At 70.8% G+C, this 20597-nt stretch carries 20 protein-coding genes; 6 read left to right on the top strand and 14 right to left on the bottom strand.

The annotated features are described in order from the left end of the window. Positions 1–12: 12 nt before the first annotated feature. The 4 genes from OG718_RS16280 to OG718_RS16265 are packed head-to-tail and all read right to left on the bottom strand — an operon-like array spanning position 13 to position 4724. Positions 13–1545 (bottom strand): beta-N-acetylhexosaminidase, encoded by a 1533-nt coding sequence (locus tag OG718_RS16280; RefSeq protein WP_328844467.1) that lies wholly within the window; start codon positions 1543–1545, stop codon positions 13–15. Positions 1546–1582: 37 nt separating this feature from the next. Next, entirely contained in the window at positions 1583–2425 is an 843-nt protein-coding gene (locus tag OG718_RS16275) for a carbohydrate ABC transporter permease (RefSeq protein WP_143638458.1), read from the bottom strand. After that, entirely contained in the window at positions 2422–3411 is a 990-nt protein-coding gene (locus OG718_RS16270; protein WP_328844466.1) for a carbohydrate ABC transporter permease, read from the bottom strand. The genes OG718_RS16275 and OG718_RS16270 overlap by 4 nt, the downstream gene beginning before the upstream one ends. Positions 3412–3455: 44 nt before the next feature. Continuing rightward, complete coding sequence (locus OG718_RS16265) at positions 3456–4724, bottom strand: extracellular solute-binding protein (protein ID WP_328844465.1); 1269 nt, start codon at positions 4722–4724, stop codon at positions 3456–3458. 261 nt (positions 4725–4985) lie between these two features. Between OG718_RS16265 and OG718_RS16260 the strand changes: the two genes are divergently transcribed. Beyond that, positions 4986–5825, top strand: a complete 840-nt coding sequence (locus tag OG718_RS16260; protein WP_143638464.1) for a GntR family transcriptional regulator — start codon at positions 4986–4988, stop codon at positions 5823–5825. A 25-nt stretch (positions 5826–5850) separates the two neighbouring features. Here the strand turns inward: OG718_RS16260 and OG718_RS16255 are convergent, their stop codons facing one another. Continuing rightward, a complete protein-coding gene (locus OG718_RS16255; protein ID WP_328844464.1) occupies positions 5851–7461 on the bottom strand; it encodes an MFS transporter in 1611 nt (536 codons plus the stop codon). 244 nt (positions 7462–7705) lie between these two features. Here OG718_RS16255 and OG718_RS16250 point away from each other — a divergent pair, with 244 nt between their 5' ends. Together OG718_RS16250 and OG718_RS16245 are read left to right on the top strand one after the other, a co-directional pair. After that, positions 7706–8299: a helix-turn-helix domain-containing protein gene (locus tag OG718_RS16250; protein WP_143638468.1), complete on the top strand. Its 594-nt coding sequence runs from the start codon at positions 7706–7708 to the stop codon at positions 8297–8299. Positions 8300–8391: 92 nt separating this feature from the next. Continuing rightward, positions 8392–9282 carry a class I SAM-dependent methyltransferase gene (locus OG718_RS16245; RefSeq protein ID WP_328844463.1) on the top strand — a complete coding sequence of 297 codons (891 nt, stop codon included), beginning with the start codon at positions 8392–8394 and terminating at the stop codon, positions 9280–9282. Between the two features lie 44 nt (positions 9283–9326). On the opposite strand, the gene OG718_RS16240 is transcribed toward OG718_RS16245, so the two are convergent. Continuing rightward, complete coding sequence (locus tag OG718_RS16240; protein ID WP_443055083.1) at positions 9327–10127, bottom strand: peptidyl-tRNA hydrolase; 801 nt, start codon at positions 10125–10127, stop codon at positions 9327–9329. 148 nt (positions 10128–10275) lie between these two features. On the opposite strand from OG718_RS16240, the gene OG718_RS16235 reads away from it, so the two are divergent. Both OG718_RS16235 and OG718_RS16230 read left to right on the top strand, forming a co-directional pair. Then, entirely contained in the window at positions 10276–11259 is a 984-nt protein-coding gene (locus OG718_RS16235; protein WP_328844462.1) for an ABC transporter ATP-binding protein, read from the top strand. Then, positions 11256–11924: an ABC transporter gene (locus tag OG718_RS16230; protein WP_143638474.1), complete on the top strand. Its 669-nt coding sequence runs from the start codon at positions 11256–11258 to the stop codon at positions 11922–11924. The genes OG718_RS16235 and OG718_RS16230 overlap by 4 nt, the downstream gene beginning before the upstream one ends. On the opposite strand, the gene OG718_RS16225 is transcribed toward OG718_RS16230, so the two are convergent. The 8 genes from OG718_RS16225 to zapE all read right to left on the bottom strand — a co-directional run bounded on the left by OG718_RS16225 (position 11925) and on the right by zapE (position 19607). After that, positions 11925–12152 carry a hypothetical protein gene (locus OG718_RS16225; RefSeq protein ID WP_328844461.1) on the bottom strand — a complete coding sequence of 76 codons (228 nt, stop codon included), beginning with the start codon at positions 12150–12152 and terminating at the stop codon, positions 11925–11927. Between the two features lie 26 nt (positions 12153–12178). After that, positions 12179–13039 (bottom strand): aldo/keto reductase, encoded by an 861-nt coding sequence (locus OG718_RS16220; RefSeq protein ID WP_143638478.1) that lies wholly within the window; start codon positions 13037–13039, stop codon positions 12179–12181. Between the two features lie 191 nt (positions 13040–13230). Continuing rightward, positions 13231–14613, bottom strand: coding sequence for a PhoX family protein (locus OG718_RS16215; protein WP_306937096.1), 1383 nt, complete (start codon positions 14611–14613; stop codon positions 13231–13233). A gap of 95 nt (positions 14614–14708) precedes the next feature. After that, positions 14709–15578 (bottom strand): slipin family protein, encoded by an 870-nt coding sequence (locus tag OG718_RS16210; protein WP_306937095.1) that lies wholly within the window; start codon positions 15576–15578, stop codon positions 14709–14711. 136 nt (positions 15579–15714) lie between these two features. Beyond that, positions 15715–17166, bottom strand: a complete 1452-nt coding sequence (locus OG718_RS16205; protein WP_398937658.1) for a SulP family inorganic anion transporter — start codon at positions 17164–17166, stop codon at positions 15715–15717. A gap of 50 nt (positions 17167–17216) precedes the next feature. Next, a complete protein-coding gene (locus OG718_RS16200) occupies positions 17217–17807 on the bottom strand; it encodes a carbonic anhydrase (RefSeq protein ID WP_143638485.1) in 591 nt (196 codons plus the stop codon). Between the two features lie 158 nt (positions 17808–17965). Next, a complete protein-coding gene (locus OG718_RS16195) occupies positions 17966–18340 on the bottom strand; it encodes a hypothetical protein (RefSeq protein ID WP_328844460.1) in 375 nt (124 codons plus the stop codon). 166 nt (positions 18341–18506) lie between these two features. Then, positions 18507–19607: a cell division protein ZapE gene (gene zapE, locus OG718_RS16190; protein WP_143638489.1), complete on the bottom strand. Its 1101-nt coding sequence runs from the start codon at positions 19605–19607 to the stop codon at positions 18507–18509. A 37-nt stretch (positions 19608–19644) separates the two neighbouring features. Between zapE and OG718_RS16185 the strand changes: the two genes are divergently transcribed. Then, positions 19645–20463 carry a pyrimidine reductase family protein gene (locus OG718_RS16185; protein WP_306937086.1) on the top strand — a complete coding sequence of 273 codons (819 nt, stop codon included), beginning with the start codon at positions 19645–19647 and terminating at the stop codon, positions 20461–20463. The last annotated feature ends 134 nt before the right edge of the window (positions 20464–20597 follow it).

Raw genomic sequence — 20597 nt, 5'->3', positions numbered from 1 at the left:
GAACGGACAGGGTCAGGGGTGGCGGCGGATGCCGAGCGCGTCGAGCCGGGCGGTGTGCTCGCCGAGCCGGGCACGGAAGTCGGCCCAGTCGGTCGCGCCGCTCCAGCCACGGTCGGCGAGGGCGCACAGCCGCGGGTAGGTGAGGTACTCGATGTGGGCGGGCGTGGTCACGAACTCGGTCCACAGCTGGGTCTGGGCGCCGAGCACCCGCCCGGCCGTCTCGGCGTCGGCGTCCTCGGGGACGGGGTCGTGGGCGTGGACCGCGCGCAGATCGACGACGGTGCCGGGCTGGGCCGGCGGCTCGTTCGGGTCGTCGGACTGGGCGTGGTCGAGGTACGTGGCCCGGTGGTACGCGTTGATCACGGGATGGCCGCGGCGGGCCGCCGTCAGGGTGTGGGACGGGTCGCGCCAGGTCATCACGGTGAAGTCCAGGGGCAGTTCGGCCCCGGTCTCGGCCCAGCCGACCGGGCGGCGTCCGCGACGGACGAGGAAGTCGCCGATCTGTCCGAGGAACCAGCCGTGCAGCGCTTCGGGGGTCGACAGCCCTTCCGCCGCCGCCCGTTCGCGCGCGGGGGCACTGTGCGTCCACTCGGTGGTGGGGCACTCCTCGCCGCCGAGGTGGATGTACGGCGACGGGAAGACGTCCATGACCTCTTCCAGGACGGTGCGGCAGAAGTCGAGGACCTCGTCGTGGACACCGAGGACGGTGTCGCACACACCCCAGCGCGTCCAGACGTCGAGGCTGCGGTCCGGGTGGTTGCCCAGTGAGGGATAGGCGGCGAGAGCGGCGCGTACGTGCCCCGGCATCTCGATCTCCGGCATGACGGTCACGCCGCGAGCGGCCGCGTACCGCACCAGAGAGGCGAGTTCGGCCCGCGTGTACGCCCCACCGTGCGGGACGCCGTCGTACGTGCCGCTGCCGGCCGGGCCGGTCCGGGACTCGGCGCGATGGCCGCCGATCTCGGTGAGCTTGGGACGGGCGGCGACCGGCATGCGCCAGCCCTGGTCGTCGGTGAGATGTAGATGGAACACGTTGATCTTGTGCAGGGCCAGCACGTCGACGTACCGGCGCAGATAGGAGACGGGCTGGAAGTGGCGTGCCACGTCCAGCATCGCGCCGCGCCAGGTGTGCCGCGGGACATCGGTGACGTCGGCGCACGGCAGCAGCCACGGCGTGCCGTGCTCCGGAGCCGCCGACAGGGCCTGAGGCGGCAGGAGTTGACGGATCGTCTGGATCCCGCGCAGCAGACCGGTGAGGTGTGCGGCGCGCAGCAGCACGGCGTGCGGGTCGACGGTGAGTCGGTACCCCTCCTCACCCAGGTCGCCGAGGCCGGGGTCGAGCGCCAGGGCGAACCGTCCGTCCGGGGACGGTCGCAGGGACAGCCCGGTGGCGGGGGCGAGCAGGGTGCGCAGCAACTCCGCGGCCGGTTCGGCGCCCGCGCCGATGTGCAGCGCGGTGTCGGCGTCGAGCGTGAAGTGTCCCGGCCGGAGCGCGGCCTCCGTGGGGCGGGGGACGAGGGTGAGTAAGGATCGGGGTGCGGGCACGGGTCGCCTCCGGAACGGGTCGCGGGGGTGCGTGGGGTCAGCCCTTGACCGCGCCGGCGGCGAAGCCCGAGGTGACATGGCGCTGGAGCGCCAGGAACACGACGAGTGCCGGGGCGGCGAAGAGGGTCGAGGCGGCCATGGTGGCGCCCCAGTCGGTGCCGAACACGTTCTGGAACGAGGACAGCCACACGGGCAGGGTGCGGTTGTCCTGCTGCTTGATGATCAGGAAGTTGGCGTACGTGAACTCGTTCCAGGCGGTGATGTAGCCGAACAGCGAGGTGGCCATCAGGCCCGGTGCAAGGAGGGGGAACGCGATGTGCCGGAACGCGCCGGGCCGGGTGCAGCCGTCGACCTGGGCGGACTCCTCCAGTTCCGGGGGGATCGTGTCGATGAAGCCGCGCAGGACGATCAGCGTGAAGGGCAGCGTCATCATGAAGTAGACGAGGGTCAGGGTCGGCAGCCGGTCGAGCATGTCGGTGTCCCGGGAGATGATGTAGACCGGGATGATCAGCGACTCCCAGGGCGCCATCTGGGCGATGAAGACCATGAGAACGAACTGCCGGCGCCCCTTCCACCGCATCCGGGCGACCGCGTAGGCGGCGCCGAGCGCGATGACGAGGGCGAGCACGACGGCGCTCAGCGTGACGAGGATGCTGTTGCGCCAGAACAGGCCGAAGCCATCGGCGCCGACGGCCGTGCGGAAGTGGTCGAGCGTCCAACTCCCCGGGAGGATCCGGGGGTTGTCGGACTGGATGTCACGGGTCGGGGTGAACGCGGTGGCGACCATCCAGTAGACCGGGAACAGACAGACCACGACCGTGACGACGGCGGCGGCGTTCAGGGGCAGTCGACGGACGCGGGGCCGGGTGGTGGTGCTCATGAGAGCTCGTCCTCCTGGCGGAACATCTGGCGGAAGTAGAGGACGAGCACGCCCGACATCAGCACGACGGTGACCATGGAGGCCGCCGAGCCGAGGTCGTAGCGCTGGCTCGACAGGGCCGTCTGCACCGCGTACACGGGCAGGATCGTGGTCGCGTCGCCGGGCCCGCCGTTGGTCATCACCCAGATCTGGACGAACGCCTTGAAGGTCCAGATCACTTCGAGCGAGAGCACGAGCATGAAGATCGGCCGGACGATCGGATAGGTGATGGACCGGAATATCCGCGGCCCCGACGCCCCGTCGAGCCGCGCCGACTCGTACAGCTCGGTGGGGACGGTGGTGAGGGCCGAGTAGAGGGTGATCGCCGCGAACGGCACGGACTGCCACACGATGAGGGCGATGAGGATGGCGAAGGCGGCCGGTCCGTGCGCGAACCAGGGGTAGCGGTCGAAGGACTCGAACCCCAGGTCCGTCAGGACCGCGTTGACGATGCCGAACTCCGAGTGGAACAGCCACTGGAAGACGGTGGTCGCCGCGATGACGGGCATCGCCCAGGTAAGCACCAGCGCGCTGAGGACCGCGATCCGGCCGAACCGGCCGAGTCGCTCGATCATCAGCGCCACCAGCGTGGACAGCACCATGATCAGTACGACGTTGACAGCCATGAAGAGGAACGTGCGGCGCACGACCTCCCAGAAGCGGCTGTCCCCGAGCAGCGTCTCGTAGTTCTTGAGCCCGACGAAACACGCGTCGCCCAGGATGAGTTGGCGCAGCCCGAAGTCCTGAAGCGAGATCACCACGGCACGGACCAGGGGATAGACGAGCAGGTAGAGCGTGCCGAGGACGGCGGGCGCGATCAGGACGTACGGCCAGATCCCGCGGCCGCCGTCCTTCGACGGGCGGCGCCGTCCCGAGCCGGTGTCGCGCCGGGGTCGGGAGGTGCTCGGTGGGGGGTGGGACGCGGTCTGCTCTCGGACGGCCGACACGGCACTCTTCCTCCGGTGCGTTGGCGGTTCCGGTGAGTTGTCGGTCAGGAGCCGGAGTTCATCGCCGTGGTGATGGCGTCGGACGCGGTGGCGGCTGCCTTCTCGGGGTCGCCTCCGGTGAGAACGGCCGTCATGTAGTCCTTGATCGGGTTCTTGGCCTCGACGGCGGCCCAGCCCGGTGTGTTGGGCGTGGCATGGCCTTCGGCGGCGCCGACCGCCATGGCCGAGGCGCCCGGGTCCGAGGCGACCGCGCCGGCGAGGGTGGTCTTGTTCGGGACGTAGCTCATGGCGACCGCGAGCTTCTTCTGCCAGGCGTCGCCGGTGAGTTCCTTGATGAACGTGTAGGCCGCGTCCTGTTTGGCGGAGGCCGTGGGGATGACGAGGTCGGAGCCGCCGGTGAAGACTGCACCCGGTGTCCCGGCGGTCTTGCCCGGGATCGGGAAGAAGCCGAGCTTGCCCTTCAGTGCGGGGTTGTTCTCGATGACGACGTTGGCGCCGCCGGGAGTCGAGATGACCTGGGCGACCTTCCCCTTGGCCATGACGTCCGCCTGCGGAGGGCTGTCCTCGTCGGAGTCCTTGGGGCCCTTGCCGAGTGCCTGGAGCTTCTCGTAGAACTCCATGCCGCGGATCGCCTCGGGGGTGTCGAGGTTGCCCTGCCACTTGCCGCCCGACTCGGTGGCGAGGTCGCCGCCCTCGTCCCAGACGAAGCCCGCGAGGGCGTACCACATCTGCCCGGGCAGATAAATGCCTTGTGTGTCGCCGGAGTTGAGCTTCTTCGTGGCGGCGATCCACTGGTCGCGGGTCTTGATCGCGGCCGCGTCGACGCCCGCCTCCTCGAAGAGGTCGGTGCGGTAGATGACGACGCGGTTGGCGGCGTAGTACGGGATGCCGTACTGCTTGCCCTCGTAGGCGCCCGGCTCGGCAAGACCCTTGAGCCAGTCCTTGCCCCCGAGTTCGTCGGCCTTGTCGCTGAGGTCGAGCAGGCCACCGCTCTGCGCGAACTGGGCGACCTGGGTGTTGCCCGTCTCGATCACGTCCGGTGCGTCGCTGCTGGCGAGGGCCGCCGTGACCTTCTCGCCGATCCCGTCCCACTCCTGGATCTGCACCTTGACGTCGATGTCCGGGTGAGCGGCCTCGAAGCCCTTGACGAAGTCCTTCTGGAACCGCGCCGAGACGCTGTCGCGCATCAGCCAGACGTCGATGGCGGTGCTCCCGCCGGAACCGCCGTCGGAGTCGTCGGAGGAACTGCTGCAGGCACTCAGCCCGGCGGTCATCAGAAGCACGGACACACCGGCAAACAAGCGGAGCTTCACGGTTCACCTCTGGAGGACATGACCCAACCACCTGACCAGTGAAGCCCACTGGTCAGCTCACCTCTTGATGCGGGGATGAAACTGGCATAGACCAATCAGTGGCGTCAACCCCCCGTGCTCACTGGGTTCTTGACGCTTTGGCCGGTCAGAGGCTGAGTGATCACCGTTCGGAAGCGGTTACACTTCCCCCCACCAGGAGGGCAGTTGCGCGCGACCACTGGTCAACTGGTAAACCGGCCGGCGCGCATGAGGGGGCACAGCATGAAGGAAGACGCACCCGGTGCGGTGCTCAAGCGGGAGCGGGTCCGCGACTTCATCCTCGATCTCGTCGAGTCGCACCGCCCGGGTGACGCGATCCCCTCCGAGCGCGCCCTGTGCGCCCGGCTGGGCGTGTCCCGCCCGACCCTGCGCGCGGCGGTCGACGAACTCGTCGCCGCGGGTCTCCTGGTGCGGGAACACGGCCGCGGCATGTTCGTGGCGCCCGAGAAGATCACCCAGGAACTCGTCTCCGGCCAGCAGACCATGACGGCGCCTCAGGCCTCCGGGGCCTGGTCGAGCCGCCTGCTGGAGTTCACCACCTTCGCGGCCGGTGCGCGCGTGGGTCGCAAGCTGCGTATCTCACCCGCCGCGGAGATCGTGTACGTGGCACGGCTGCGCCTGGTCGACGGCGCCCCGATGGCCATCGAGCATCTGCACATCAGGGCCGATCTGGTCCCCACCCTGTCCGCCCAGGAACTGGAGGCCGGCGACCTCTACGAGCACCTGCGCGAACAGCACGGCGTACACGTCCAGGAGGCCGTCCAGGCGATCGAGCCGACCGTCGTCACCCGGGCCGAGGCCGAGCTGCTCGACGTTCCCGAGCTGTCCCCGGCGCTCCTCTTCGAGCGGCTCACCTCCGACACCACGGGGCGGCCCGTCGAATACGTCCACTCGATCTACCGCGGCGACCGCTACCGCATCGTCTCCCGGCTCACCCTCGATCCCTCGGCCACGGCGCCGCCGGCCCGGCTCGGACACCACCCCGGCATCCCCCCGGGCGACTTCGCACATCGCGACACCATCGCGTCCTCCACTCGGGGGGACATCCAGTCGGCGCCGTGAGCGGGCTTCTCGTGGTGGTCGGGGGTTACGGAGCGATCGCGTCGGCCGCCGGTTCCGGCCGGTTCGCCGGTGTGCTCGCGGGCTGCTGAGGCCCTCGGGCGAGGACGTAGACGAAGAGGGCGGCCATGACGGCGACCCCTGCCCACATGGCGTTCTGCCAGCCGTCGACGAACGACTCCCGGGCGGCGCGGACCAGCGCCTGCGCCTGATTGCCGGCCTGGGGCGCGGCGTCGAGCGCGTTGGCGACGCCTTCGCGCGCGGTGTCGGCCGGGCCCTCGGGAACGCCGCCGAGCCGGGAGTCGATGGCGCCCCGGTATCCGGCGGACAGGAGTGCTCCGAGCAGGGCGACGCCGAGTGCGGTGCCGAACTCGCGGGTGACGTCGTTGAGCGCCGACGCGACGCCCTGGCGCTCCCGCGGAAGGGCGCTGGTGATGGCCTCGGTGGAGGGCGTCATCGACAGACCCATGCCGACCCCCATGGCGAGCATCCCGGGAAGGACGGACAGATAGCCGCCGTCGACGGAGACGACGGCGGCCATGAGCGCAAGACCGGCACCGGCCAGGAGGATGCCCGTGGCCATCGTCGCCCGGGGGCCGACACGCTCCGCCAGCCGTGGAGCGAGACCGGAGGCCGCCATCATCAGCACGGCCATGGGCATCAGTGCCAGGGTGGACAGCAGCCCCGACCAGCCGAGAACGGCCTGGAAGAACGGGAAGAGGACCACGAAGATGCCCGCCTGGACCCCGAAGACCACCAGAAGCGTGATCGAGCCACCGGCCAGACCGCGCTCTCGGAACAGGCGCACGTCCAGGAGCGCGGCATCCCGGCGGCGCAGTTCCCAGGTCACGAAGCCGATGGCGGCGATGACGCCGACGACCAGGGCGATCAGGGCCGCGGGGGCGGTCCAGCCCCGCTCGGGACCTTCCTGGAGGACGAAGATGAGCCCGACCACCGCGACCACGGACGTCAGCGCGCCGACGGTGTCGAAAGCGTGCCCGGACGTCTCGCGGGAGTTGGGGACGGACCGCAGCGTCATGGCGAGGGCGACCACGACGAGTGCGATGGGCAGGACGAACAGCCACCGCCAGCTCACCGCGTCGACCAGGGCGGCCGAGAGGAACATGCCCAGGACCCCGCCACCGCCGGCCACACCGGTCCACACGCCGATCGCCCGTCCCCGTTCCTCCTTCGGGAAGGTCGAGGTGATGACGGCGAGGGTGATCGGCATGATCACCGCCGCGCCCACGCCGCTGAACAGACGAGCGGCGAGCATGACCTCGGTCGACGGGGCCAGACCCGCCGCCGCACTGGCGACACCGAAGACGGTCAGGCCGGCGAGCAGCATGGGCTTGCGGCCGAAGCGGTCGCCGATCGCGCCGAGCGGCAGCAGGAGCGCGGCCAGGCTCAGCGTGTAGAGGTTGATGATCCACAGGACCGTGCTCTGCGAGGCGTCGAAGGCGACGGCGAGATCGGGCTGGGCGACGTTGAGCCCGGACACCGACGCGATGACGGCCATCAACGCGACACAGACGGCGATCAGGATCGTGCGACGTTGACGCGCGTCGGGCACGCCCTCGCCAGGGGCGTTGGCGCCGCTCGGGTCGGGGCTCAGTTCGGGAGCCTGGTTCGTACTCATGGATTCCTCGGGATTCCTCTCAAGAGGGCATGCGGACATGCGGGCATCGGCTCAGCAGGGCATGCGGACATCGGCGCCGGAGCGGAAGCCGAAGCGCCAGGGGTGACGGGTGGCGGGGCGGTCCCCGGATGGCCGGGGTGGGCCGGCCCCGGTCTTCGCTCACGCGGTCGGTGAGCGGCGGGCCGCGGGGCCGAACACGGACGACGCTACGTGCTCATTGCCGCTGAGGCATACGATGTTGCCTATGACGCAAGACAATGGTGAGCTGGACAGCCTGGTACGCAAACGCATCCGTGCCCTGCGCGTGGCCCAGGGCTGGTCCCTGGAGGAGCTGGCCACCCGTGCCCAGGTCAGCCAGTCCACGCTCAGCCGCATCGAGACCGGCCGGCGCCGCCTGGCCCTGGACCAGCTCGTCACCCTGGCCCGCGCCCTGGACACATCCCTCGACCAGCTGGTCGAGACCGCCACGGACGACGTCATCTCCAGCCCGATGATCGACGCGGCCCACGGGCTGATGCGCTGGCCCATCAAGGCGGACCCCGGCATGACCGTCGTACGCCAGCGAATGACCGACCCGCCGCCCGACAATGCCGCGCGGATGCGCGCCCACCCGGGCCGCGAATGGCTCGTCGTCCTCTCCGGCACCGCGATCCTGCTCCTGGGCAACCGGCGCCTGCGGATCGAGACCAACCAGGCGGCGGAGTTCACCACGATGCTCCCGCACGCCATCGGCGCCGAGGGCGGACCGTGCGAGATCCTCGGCATCTTCGACCGCGACGCCCGCCGCGGTCACCAGCGCGGCGAGGACGCGGGACAGACGAACCGCCCGTCTCCGTGACCGTATGCGCGTTCCGCAGCTCAGCCGGTCATCGTCTTGCGCATTCCGGAAGCCGCCAGGTCACGCGGGAACGGCCCGCTTAGCTTGGGCGCATGAACCACCCCTCCCCGCACACAGCGCACCATGTTCACGAGCACGAGCACGACGCAGGAGACCACTCGGAGATCCTCGACCTGGACTCGGAAGTACTCGCCGAACACATCGCGTCCATCACCGCCTGGCTGCCCGTCGGGGCCGGCCCCCGCCACATCGTGGATCTGGGCTGCGGGACCGGAGCCGGCACTCTCGCTCTCCTCGACCGCTTTCCCGGGGCGGAGCTGACGGCCGTCGATTCCTCGGCCGCCCACCTGCACCGCCTCCAGGAGAAAGTCCAGGAGAAAGTCGGGGAGAAGGCTCGGAGAAAGGCGGCCGGAGCGGCCGGCCGCCCGCGCATCGTGCAGGCCGACCTCGACGCGAAGGTGTGGCCCGACCTCGGCACGCCGGAGCTGGTCTGGGCATCGGCCTCCATGCACCACATGTCCGACCCCGACCGCACCCTGCGCCAGGTCCACGACCTGCTGGCACCGGGCGGGCTGTTCGCCGTCGTCGAGCTGGCAGGCTTCCCCCGGTTCCTGCCCGCCGACGCCCCGGAAGAGGCTCCCGGCCTTGAGGAGCGCTGCCATGCCGCACTCGACCGACGCCACGCCGAGCAACTACCCCACCGCGGCGCCGACTGGGGAAGCAAGCTGACGGAAGCCGGCTTCACGGTCGAGGGCGAACGCACCATCACGGTCGACCTCGGGCCACCGCACACCGAGGCAGTGGGCCGCTACGCGCTCAGCGGTCTGCGCCGCATGCGCGGCAACGCCGCATCCGCCCTGACGGCCGAGGACCTGACCGCTCTCGACCGACTCCTCGACACCGACGGCCCGCACAGCATCCTGCGCCGCGGCGACCTGAGCGTGCGCACCGAGCGCACGGTGTGGGCCGCACGCCGCACCTGACCCCCACCGCCCCGGAGCCGGCCGCGCGCAGGGACGTGAGACTTCTAGTCCGCCGACCGGCGCACGTGGTCCGGCAGGGTGCCGACGCGGTCGTACCCCTCGACGGCGACAGTTGTCCCGGGCGCGATCTCCGTGAAGCCGGCGTCGCGCACCAGCGGCAGCCCGCTCGTGGTGAGTTCGGTCCAGCGGGCGGGGGCGGCGGTACGGACCGTGAGGGGGAAGCCCGCCTCGCGCCAGGCCGTGCGGTCCTCGTCCGACAGCTCCCACCAGGCCAGTTGGGCGCCGTGGCCCGCCTGGGCCATCGACTTGCCGGCCGACATGTCCAGGTCCGGGTTCATCCAGAGCACGGGCGCCGCCGGGTCGGCGTCCCCCGGCGGCTCCGGGTCGTCCAGGTCCGTGCCGGAGACCTGGAGGCGTGCCAGGTCCTTGGGCCAACCGTCGAGCGGGACCGGAGGGAAGACCCGGACCTCGGCCGACTTCCCGGTGACGGTGAGGCCGGGCAGCGCCTCGGCCCGCCGCCACTCGGCGCCGCGCGCCCGCCGGACGACCTTGCGGATCCGGGCGTCCTGCCAGTCCCGCATCGCCTGCGCCCACTCCCCGTCCCCCAGCGACCGCTCGTCGCTGAGCATCACCAGGACGGCACGGGCCGCGGTCTCCAGCGCGTCCGTACGCCCCGGCGGTTCGTTCCGCTCGATGCGGACAACCAGGGGCAGCACGTACTGCGGTGCCTCGTCGCGGGCGGTCCGCTCGTGCCGGAAGGGGCTGTCCTGGGGGTTGTCCTGGGGGCTGTCCCGCGGGATGTTCCCGGCGTCGGCACCGGAGGTGGTCGTCTGGTCGCTGCTCACGCCCTCCAGTCTGCCAGGCGGAAGATCGGTTCCTCGGAACGGTTCCTCGGAACGGATCGCCGACCGGTTCCTTTGGCCGGTTCCTTTGACCAGTTCCTCTGAACGGTTCCTCTGCGCTCGCGCGAACGTCCGCGCGAGGATGGGGCGCATGAATCGCGAGTTGCTGCTGGAGGGCGTCGGCCGCCGGTACGGTCTCGGCGGCACCCCATGGGTGCTGCGCGGCGTCGACCTCACGCTGGCCCCGGGCACCCTGACGCGGATCGAGGGCGCCAACGGCACCGGCAAGTCGACCCTGTTGCGCCTGCTCGCCGGGATCGACGCCCCCACCGAGGGCCGTATCACGGGCCGCCAACGCACCGCGTACGTCCCCGAGCGCTTCCCGGCCGCCCTCCCCTTCACCGCGGCCGGCTATCTGATCCACCTCGGCAGCGTCCACGGGCTGTCCCGGGGCGAGGCCGCCCGAGCCGCAGTCGAGTGGCTGGAACGCCTGGGCGCCGACGAGTACGCCCGTACGCCGATGTCGGAACTCTCCAAGGGCAGCAGCCAGAAGGTCGCGGTCGCCCAGGCCCTGCTCGCCGAACCGGAACTCCTCGTCCTCGACGAGGCCTGGACCGGCCTCGACACCGCCGCCCGTACGGAACTGGAGCGGGCGGTGCTGGAGCGCGGGGCCGCGGGCGGCACGGTGGTGTTCGTCGACCACGACCCGCGACGGCTGGCCGGGGCGCCGGACGCCACGTACGCGGTCGTGGACGGCAACGTCCGTACGGTCATGGGGAGTTCGGCGCCGAGGGAGGGGGCGTACGTGGTTGTCGAGGTACAGGGGCCACCGGGCGCCGAGCCGCCCGCGGAGGCGACACGACTGGCCGTCTCCGTCGAGGAGCACGGCCCCGGCCCCGGCCTCGGAAGGCTCCGCCTCACCGTCCCCGCGACGCATTCGGACACCCTGCTCAGAACCCTGCTGACGGCCCGCCCGCCGTGGCATGTGGTGAGCGTGGGGGAGGAGTCATCCGCGACCGGCGGACTGCCAAGAGCCTCTGCCGTCACGGTTGTTGATGCCGATGCCGATGCCGATGCCGATGCCGATGCCGATGCCGATGCCGATGTCGACGCCGACGCCGAGGTCCGCTCATGATCGCGCTCCTCCGCTATCAGGCCGCGCTTCTGCTGCGCTCTCAGCGCTGGCTGCCGCCGGTCATCCTGTACGCGGCCGTTCTGGGGATCGGCGTCCAGACGGGCCAGCCGGTGCTGGACTCGCTCGGTTACGCGGCCGCCGCGGTGCTCCCCGTCGCGGCCTGGCTCGTACGGATCTGCGCCACCAACGAGCCGCCCGCCGCCCGCAGTTGTGTGGGTGCGGCGGCCGGGCCCGCGCGGGCGCATCTCGCCTGTCTGCTCGTCGCGTTCGGGGCGGCGGCGCTGCTCGGGGTGGTGGCGACAGTCTTCGTGACCGTGGTCAGCGATCCGGCGAGCACCGACCACCGGACGCCCGTGCCCGTCGTACCGGCGGGCGGCGCCGGGCTGCTCGCCGCGCTCGCCTGCGCACTGCTCGGCACGGCCGTCGGAGCGCTCACGACCCGGCCACTGCTGCGGTCGACCGGCCGGGCGGTCCCGGCCATGCTCCTTGCGGCGGTGCTCGCACTGGTGGTGACGGGATCGCCGGCCCGCGTGGCGGTCACCGACCTGGTGACGGGGTCGCAGGCGGGGGTCGTACCGGCGCCGGTGTTGCCGCTGTTCTTCGCCGGCGCGATGGCTGCGGCGGCGGTCGCGGTGGCATGCGCGCTGACCACCCGCCGGGGTTGATCAACCGGAGCAGGCCGTGCGCTGTGCCTCTTGCCACTCGCAGACGGGGCACAGGGTGATGCCCTTGTGGGACTCCGGGTACTCCGTGGGCTTCTGGCAGAGGACGCACTCGGCGAAGCGCTCCGTGTGAAGGCCGGTGGGTGATGTGCCGGCCGGTGGGGGCTGGTCGCGCAGTTCCCCGCGCCCCTGAAGGGGCGCGGGGTGCTCGGAGTCGTAGTCGTTGCTCATTGGTCCCAGGGTAGGGCGGAGGCCCGTCACGCCGCGTCGAGGCGTGACTGTTCCTCCGTGGAGAGCTTCAGTTCCGCGGCAGCGACCGAGTCGCGGATGGTCTCGGGGCGGGAGGAACCCGGGATCGGGATCACCACCGGTGCCTTCGCGAGCATCCACGCCAGGCAGACCTGCTGCGGGCTCACGCCGTGTGTCCTGGCCACGTCCGCGAACGCGGCGTACCGCGAACCCAGCGCGCCGGCGTTCGAGATGCCGCCCAGCGGGCTCCACGGCAGGAACGCGATGCCCAGTTCGGCGCAGAGCTCCAACTCCGGCTCGCTGGAACGGAAGGCGGGCGAGAACTGGTTCTGCACGCTCACCAGTCGGCCGCCGAGGATCTCGTTGGCCAGCCGGATCCGCTCGGGACTGGCGTTGGAGATGCCCGCGAAGCGGATCTTGCCCGCGTCGAGCAGATCGCGGATCGCCCCGACCGACTCCTCGTAGGGGACTCGCGGGTCCGGCCGGTGGAACTGGTAGAGCCCGATGGCCTCGACGCCGAGCCGCTCCAGCGACGCGTCGCAGGCCTTCTTCAGGTACTCCGGCGAGCCGTTCAGCGTCCACGAGCCGTCGCCCGGACGCAGATGACCGCCCTTCGTCGCGATCAGCACGTCCGAGGTGTCGCCGCCGTACCCGGCCACCGCGCGGGCGATCAGGGACTCGTTGTGACCGACCTCGTGGGCGTCCCGGTGATAGGCGTCCGCGGTGTCGATCAGAGTCACGCCGGCCTCCAGCGCGGCGTGGACGGTCGCGACCGAACGCTGCTCGTCGGGGCGCCCCTCGATGGACATCGGCATACCGCCCAGACCGATCGCTCCGACCTGGACGTCACCGACGGTGCGTGTCTGCATGGAGGTTCCTCCTGGGGGTTCATTCGGTACGCCCCCAGCCTCCACCGTGACCTTTTAGCCGTCCAACAAGAGAATCCGATCGCTTTGAGCGGTGCCGGTGCTGAATCCGGTGCTGGACTCGCCGGGGTGGGACCCGTGGCCCGCGTCCCACCCCTCCCGTCGGCCGAGGCTCCCGCCCGGCGAGCGCGGAGTTACCTCCGCCAGGGGCCCGTCACCGCGAACGTCGTTCCGGGCGTGTAGCAGTTCACGTACATCGTCCCGCCGTCGGGCGAGAAGGTGACGCCCGCGAACTCGCCCCACTCCGGCTCTTCCGGTGTGCCGATGTTCTGCCGGTTGCGGGCCATCGCGTACACCTCGCCGCGTCGCGTCACGCCGTACACGTGCTGTACGCCCCCGCCGTCCTCGCAGACCATGAGGCCGCCGCTGGGGGCGAGGCAGATGTTGTCGGGGGACTCGCCGGGCAGCTGTACGTCGGTGTCGGGACCGAAGACGATCACCAGGGTGAGCCGGCGGGCGTCGGGATCGTACCGCCAGATCTGGCCGAAGTGGTCGGCGGCCGAACCCTCGCTGCTGTGCGCGAAGGACGAGACGAAGTAGACGGACCTGCCGCCCCAGTAGCAGCCCTCCAGCTTCTGGGCGTGGGTGATGCCCTTGGGACCGAAGTCCTGGAAGCGGATGGCGGTTTGGGCTGCGAGCGGGTCCGGGACGTCCACCCACTCGACACGGTCGAAGGTCGCGCCGGTCTCCTGGATCGAGGAGAGGTCCGGTACGCCCGGCACGCGCATGGCCTGGAGCCGGCCGCCCGCGCGGAGCGAACCGCGGCCGCCCTCGGGCTTGTTGGGCAGGAAGCGGTAGAAGAGGCCGAAGGGCCTCTCGAAGGCGTCCTCGGTCTCGTAGACGATGCCGCGCTTCGGGTCCACGGCGATCGCCTCGTGCTGGAAGCGGCCCATCGCGGTGAGGGGGACCGCGCCCGTGCGGTGCGGATGCGCGGGGTCGACCTCGAAGATGAAGCCGTGGTCCTTGGTGTAGCCGTTCGTGCCGGCCTTGTCCTCGGTCTCCTCGCAGGTGAGCCAGGTGCCCCAAGGGGTGGGCCCGCCCGCGCAGTTGACCGCCGTACCGGCGATCGCGACCCGCTCGTCGAGTACGTTCCCGCGCGAGTCGACCGTCAGCGACGTACAGCCGCCCTTGCCCATCGGGTCGTAGGTGAGGCCCTTGATCGTCGGGACCGGGATACGGCCGGTGTTGCGGTTCTCGTGGTTGCGGACCAGGTGGACGACGCGGCCGTGTCTGTCGCCGGAGCCGGACCGTCCGGCGAACGCGGCCATGCCGTCGTGGTTGCTCGGCACCCGGCCCTCGCCGGAGCGGAGTTGGTCGCCCTCGCGGGAGAGCACCCGGTAGCGGAAACCTTCCGGCAGATCCAGCAGGCCGTCCGGGTCGGGGATCAGGGGGCCGTATCCGGTGTGGCCCAGTGCGGTGGCAGTGCCGGTGAAGAGCTCCGACATGGCTCCCGTGAACGCGATGCCCACTCCCAGGGCACCGGAGCGGGCGAGCACCTCGCGTCGTGTTGCGGACATGGGGCAACCTTCCTGTTGGCGGACAGGAGAATGTGACCCGCCTGTGTGTATCACGCGGCACCGGGCGCGTGAACCACGCGCGTAGCGTGGCGTTCTCACGGAGCGTCAGACGACCCGGATGGCGGGGGAGTTGGGCCTCGGCCCCCAGCCGGTCCGTCGGGCGCCGACGCCACCTGCGGAACGTCCGTCCCGTGCGCCTCGATCGGCTGCTGTGCCCGTTCCAGGAACCGCAGCAGCTCCACGGGGAAGGGCAGCACGAGCGTGGAGTTCTTCTCGGCGGCGACCGCCACCACGGTCTGCAGCAGCCGGAGTTGGAGCGCGGCGGGCTGCTCGGACATCACCCCGGCTGCCTCCGCCAGCTTCTTCGACGCCTGGAGTTCCGCGTCGGCGTTGATGATCCGCGCCCGGCGCTCACGGTCGGCCTCGGCCTGCCGGGCCATCGACCGCTTCATCGTCTCCGGCAGCGACACGTCCTTGATCTCGACGCGGTCGATGGAGACGCCCCAGTCCACGGCAGGGCTGTCGATCATCAGCTCCAGGCCCTGGTTGAGCTTCTCGCGGTTCGACAGGAGGTCGTCGAGGTCGCTCTTGCCGATGATCGAGCGCAGTGACGTCTGCGCCATCTGTGAGACCGCGAACCGGTAGTCCTCGACCCTGATGATCGCGTTCGAGGCGTCGACCACCTTGAAGTAGACGACCGCGTCGACGCGCACCGTGACGTTGTCCCGGGTGATGCCCTCCTGCGCGGGCACGGGCATCGTCACGATCTGCATGTTCACCTTGTGCAGGTGGTCGACCCCGGGGACCACCAGCGTGAACCCCGGCGGGCGTGGCTGTCCGCGCAGGCGCCCGAGCCGGAGGACCACTCCGCGTTCGTACTGCTTGACGATCCGTGCCGCCGAAGCGACGTAGACGACCCCGACGGACGCGACCGTCGCCGCCGCGACCAGGAGTTCTTCGACCATGACGACCCCTGCCCTCCGCACCTCGTACCGATCGAGTCGCCGCTTATGTGGCTATTTCAACGATACGCCCGTGTTCCGACAGCGGAACGGCCCGAGGCTCGGTCGAGCCTCGGGCCGATCCTGCCTGCTCAGGGGGCTACGGCGTCGTGACCTTCACCGGCTCCGTGCCCGTCGCGCTGTGTCGCTCGGCCCAGTTCTCCAGGGCCGTCCGGCACGCGTGGTCCAGGTGGTGCAGCCCCGACAGGTCCAGCTCGACCGGCCGGTCCTGGGGCAGCGCCTCCAGGTTGTCGAGGATCTTCGGCAGCCGCAGGAAGGTGGCGTTGCCCGACAGGTACGCCTGCACGGGGCCCGCTCCCTTGTCGATGACCTCCAGCTTGAGGTGTGAGGCCTCCCAGGCCGTCTTGGCGACCGCGAGGGCGAGCCCGATCAGGACACCCTCGAACATGCTGATCGCGACGATGGACACGGCCGTGACGATCAGGATCAGCGCCTCGCCCCGGTGCTCGCGCCACAGCGACACGATCCCGCGCAGCGGAATCAGCTTCCAGCCCGCGTGCACCAGGATGCCCGCGAGAGCCGGCAGCGGAATGTAGGCGAGCACGGCCGGCAGCAGCGCAGCGAACAGCAGCAGCCACACACCGTGCATGACCCGGGACGCCTTCGTCCGCGCGCCCGCCTGCACGTTCGCCGCGCTGCGCACGATCACCGCGGTCATCGGCAGCGCGCCGAGCAGCCCGCAGACCGTGTTGCCGGCACCCTGCGCCATCAGTTCCTTGTCGTACTCGGTACGCGGCCCGTCGTGCAGCCGGTCCACGGCGGCGGCGCTGAACAGCGACTCCGCCGAGGCGATCAGCACGAAGGCCACCACCGTGCCGAGCACGCCGAGACTCGCCAGTTCGCCGACGGTCTCGAAGCCCGGCAACTGGATCGAGTCGAGCAGGCCCTTCACCTCGACGGTCGCCACGGGCAGGCTGAACGCCAGCGTCACGAGCGTGGCCAGCGCGACCGCGCCGAGCGCCCCCGGTACCGTACGGACCTTCTTCGGCAGGTGCTTCCACAGCACGAGGACGGCGATGGTGCCGGCCCCGAGCCCGAAGGAGGCCAGTGCCTCGGTGGAGACGGCGGAGTCGGCGACCAGACCGGGCAGTCCGGCCAGCTTGCCCAGACCCGAGGCGGGCGCCTCCATGCCGGCCACCGAGTAGAGCTGCCCGGCGATCAGGACGAGCCCGATCCCGGCCAGCATGCCCTCGACGACGGCCACCGAGATGGCCCGGAAGTAGCGCCCCAGCTTCATGGCGCCCATGGCCAGTTGGATCAGACCCGTGGCCAGCACGATGACTCCGAGCACGGGCAGTCCGTACTCGCGCACCGCCTCGAAGACCAGCACGGTCAGACCCGCGGCGGGACCCGAGACCTGCAGGCTGCTGCCGGGCAGCAGACCGGTGACGAGGCCGCCCACGATGCCGGTGACCAGGCCGAGTTCGGCGGGCACGCCCGACGCCACCGCCACGCCCACGCACAACGGCAGGGCGACGAGGAAGACGACGAGCGAGGCGGCGAAGTCCTGCCGCAGATGAGGGAACTTCATTCGGTTGCTTGTACTCATTCGATTGCTTGTGGGGGTGCCCATCGCGTTGCTCACAGCTCCTCGAAGGAGTCGGCGTGCACGTCGTGCGCCAGTACGGAGCCCGTGTGCACCTCGTAGAACCAGCCGTGCAGACGGAGTTGACCACTCGTCAGACCCCGCGCCACGCACGGGTAGGAGCGCAGTCGCAGGAGCTGGGTGAGTATGTGGCTCTGCACGGCCTCGGCGACGGCCGGATCCTCGACGGCGCCTTCGGGCCGGGGAGTGGAGTGCGCGAGCCAGTCGCGTACGGCGGGTACGGCGGTCAGGTCGTCGCCGCGCACCAGCGCGCCGACGGCACCGCAGTGGGAGTGGCCGCAGACGACGATGTCCGCGACTCCGAGCACCTCCACCGCGTACTCGATGGTGGCAGCCTCGCTGGTGGGCTGCGAGGAGGTGTGCGGGGGGACGATGTTGCCCGCCGTGCGCAGTTCGAAGAGTTCACCGGGCCGGGCTCCGGTGATCAGGGCCGGGACGACCCGGGAGTCGGAGCAGGTGATGAACAGGACCTGCGGGGACTGGCCTTCGGCGAGACGGGCGAACTCCTCCGGGCGGTCCGCGGACTGCTTGCGGAAGGAGCGTGCGTGATCGATGAGGGGCTGCATGTGTCAGTTCCTCCTGGCGCGTCACAGGGCGCGTCGGTGTACAAAACGGAGCGCATGCGGGTACGGCGACATGACCCCACGTCAACGCGCTCGGCGGACGTGGCGTGGTGAGGGTGGGTCAGGTCGGAGTCGCTTCGTTCCCGGTGGGGGTCGGGTCGTCAGCAGCGGAACACTTGAAGTGCCGCCGCGGAATGGGCTGTCGACGATCTCGTCGTACGGTGGTGCACCGCCGGAGCGGCGATGTGCGACGGGTCGTCGTGATAGGTCGCGGGGTCCTTGCAGAGCAGTGGACGCGCGGGTGACTGGGGGACGTGGTCCGCGACGCGGATCCGGTCACGGGTCCGCAGGGGACCCGTCGGGCTGCCCGGGTGCAGGGCCTCGCCACAGGTGACGAACTCGGCCTTGCTCTTGGGGCCCGTGACAGGTGTCGCATGCGCGGAAGCGAACGCCGAAGCAGGGTCGGAGAGTTGCAGGGCGAGCAGGACGGCGGCGAGAACGGCAAACAGGGTCCGGGCCGTCGTACCTCGTAACATGCTCCCCCTCTCGGCCGGCTTCAGGTCAAGTGCTCTCACGTCAACATGAACGTTAACTGGTGAAGTTGTTTGCAGGGTTAACTTAACGTTTCACCCTGAAGAGAGCCTGAAGAGGGCTGAAGAGCATTGGTGGCAGGCCGGAAACCGGCTGGGGCACGGCGGTTGCTCAGCCCTTCACGAGGCCCTTCGCGTCCCGCGCCAGCGCCGTGAGCCGGGAGATCGCGCGGAAGTACTTCTTGCGGTAGCCGCCGTTCAGCATCTCCTCGCTGAACAGCCGGTCGAAGGGCATGCCCGAGGCGAGTACCGGCACCTCGCGGTCGTACAGACGGTCGGCGAGGACGACGAGCCGCAGTGCGGTCGACTGGTCCGGGACCGGCCGGACGTCCGTGAGGCAGACCGCCGCGATCCCGTCGGTCAGCGCGCCGTACCGGCTGGGGTGGACCCGGGCCAGGTGGTCGAGCAGATGCGGGAAGTCGTCGAGCGAGGCGCCCGGCGTCGCGTACGCGGCCTTGGTGACCTGCTCGTCGGAGTACGGGGCCGGGGCCTCGGGCAGTCCGCGGTGGCGGTAGTCCTCGCCGTCGATGCGCAGCGACCGGAAGTGCGCCGACAGGCCCTGGATCTCGCGCAGGAAGTCGACCGAGGCGAACCGGCCCTCGCCGAGCTTGCCCGGCAGGGTGTTGGAGGTCGCGGCGAGCGCCACCCCCGCCTCGACCAGCCGGCCGAGCAGGCTGGACACGAGGACGGTGTCGCCGGGGTCGTCGAGCTCGAACTCGTCGATGCAGAGCAGCCGGTGGCCGCTCAGTGTCTGCACGGTCTGCTGGAAGCCGAGAGCGCCGACCAGGTTCGTCAGCTCCACGAACGTGCCGAAGGCCTTGAGGGAGGGCTCGGCGGGGGTCGCGTGCCAGAGGGAGGCGAGCAGGTGCGTCTTGCCGACGCCGTAGCCGCCGTCGAGGTAGACACCCCGGGGGCCGGCCGGGGCCTTCGCGGCCTTCCTGCCGAAGCCGAGGAAGCCCCGCTTGCCGGAGCCGGCGGCCCGCGCCCCGCCGAGACCCGCCGCGAAGGCGTCCAGGACGTGGACGGCCTCGGTCTGGCTGGGCTGGTTCGGGTCCGGAATGTACGTATCGAAGCGGACCGAGTCGAACCGCGGCGGCGGCACCATCTCGGCGACCAGCCGGTCCGCGGGAACGTGCGGCTCGCGGGCACACAGGGACGACGGGGCCGCGTCGGCTATCGAGTCGAGACCGGAGGCGCTGGTGGAGGTTGACACGGTTCCCCACTGTACGGGCCGTGCCAGACTGCACGACATGCGACGCCTGTTCCCTGTGACCGACGAGACAGCAGCCCGGGACTCGGGCGGGGCCCCTGGTACGGCCGGTGTGGACGGGGCCGACCGGGAGTGGGCGCTGGAGGAGCTGGCGGCGGCGTACGCCTATCCGTCCGGCTCCGGCCCAGCGGGACCGGAGCCGTGGCTGCGGGCCAATATGGTGTCCACGCTCGACGGTGCCGCCCAGCACGACGGGCGTTCGCAGCCCATTTCCAGCGCCGCCGACATGCGGATCTTCGGCACGTTGCGTGGGCTCGCGGACGCTGTGGTGGTCGGTGCGGAAACGGTACGCCAGGAGGGTTACCGCCCGGCACGCGCGCGGGAGGACTTCGCCGCGCTCCGGGAAGCGGCGGGGCAGGGTCCGGCCCCGGCGATCGCGGTGGTGAGCGCGAGCCTGGACCTGGACTTCTCGCTGCCGCTCTTCACCTCGCCCGTGGTCCCCACGCTCCTGCTCACGGGCGCCGCGGCGGCCCCCGACCGGATCGCCGCCGCCGAGAAGGCCGGCGCGCAGGTCGTGATCGCGGGTGACGGCATGGGCGTGGACCCGGCCCGGGCCGTACGCGCGCTCGCCGACCGGGGCCTGTACCGGCTCCTGACCGAGGGCGGGCCCCGGCTGCTGGGCCAGCTGGTCGCGGCCGGGGTACTCGACGAGCTGTGTCTGACGGTGTCCCCGATGCTCACCGCGGGCGACGCCCAACGCATCGCCGGCGGCCCTCCGGTGGCCGTGCCGAGGCGCTTCGAGCTGACGTCTCTGCTGGAGGAGGCCGGGTTCCTGTTCAGCCGTTACCGTCGGACCTGACCAAATAGACGGAATCATCCGTTCCGTTTGACTTTCGCTGGGCACACTAAATCTCGCAGTACCCGTGCGGTTACGGGGCAGGATGGTTTCCGCAGGGGCCTACGGACGGCCCACGGATGAGAAGGGCGCCTGTC

The organism is Streptomyces sp. NBC_00258 (assembly GCF_036182465.1).
GTDB lineage: Bacteria > Actinomycetota > Actinomycetes > Streptomycetales > Streptomycetaceae > Streptomyces.
This window is presented reverse-complemented; position numbering and strand designations above follow the sequence as displayed.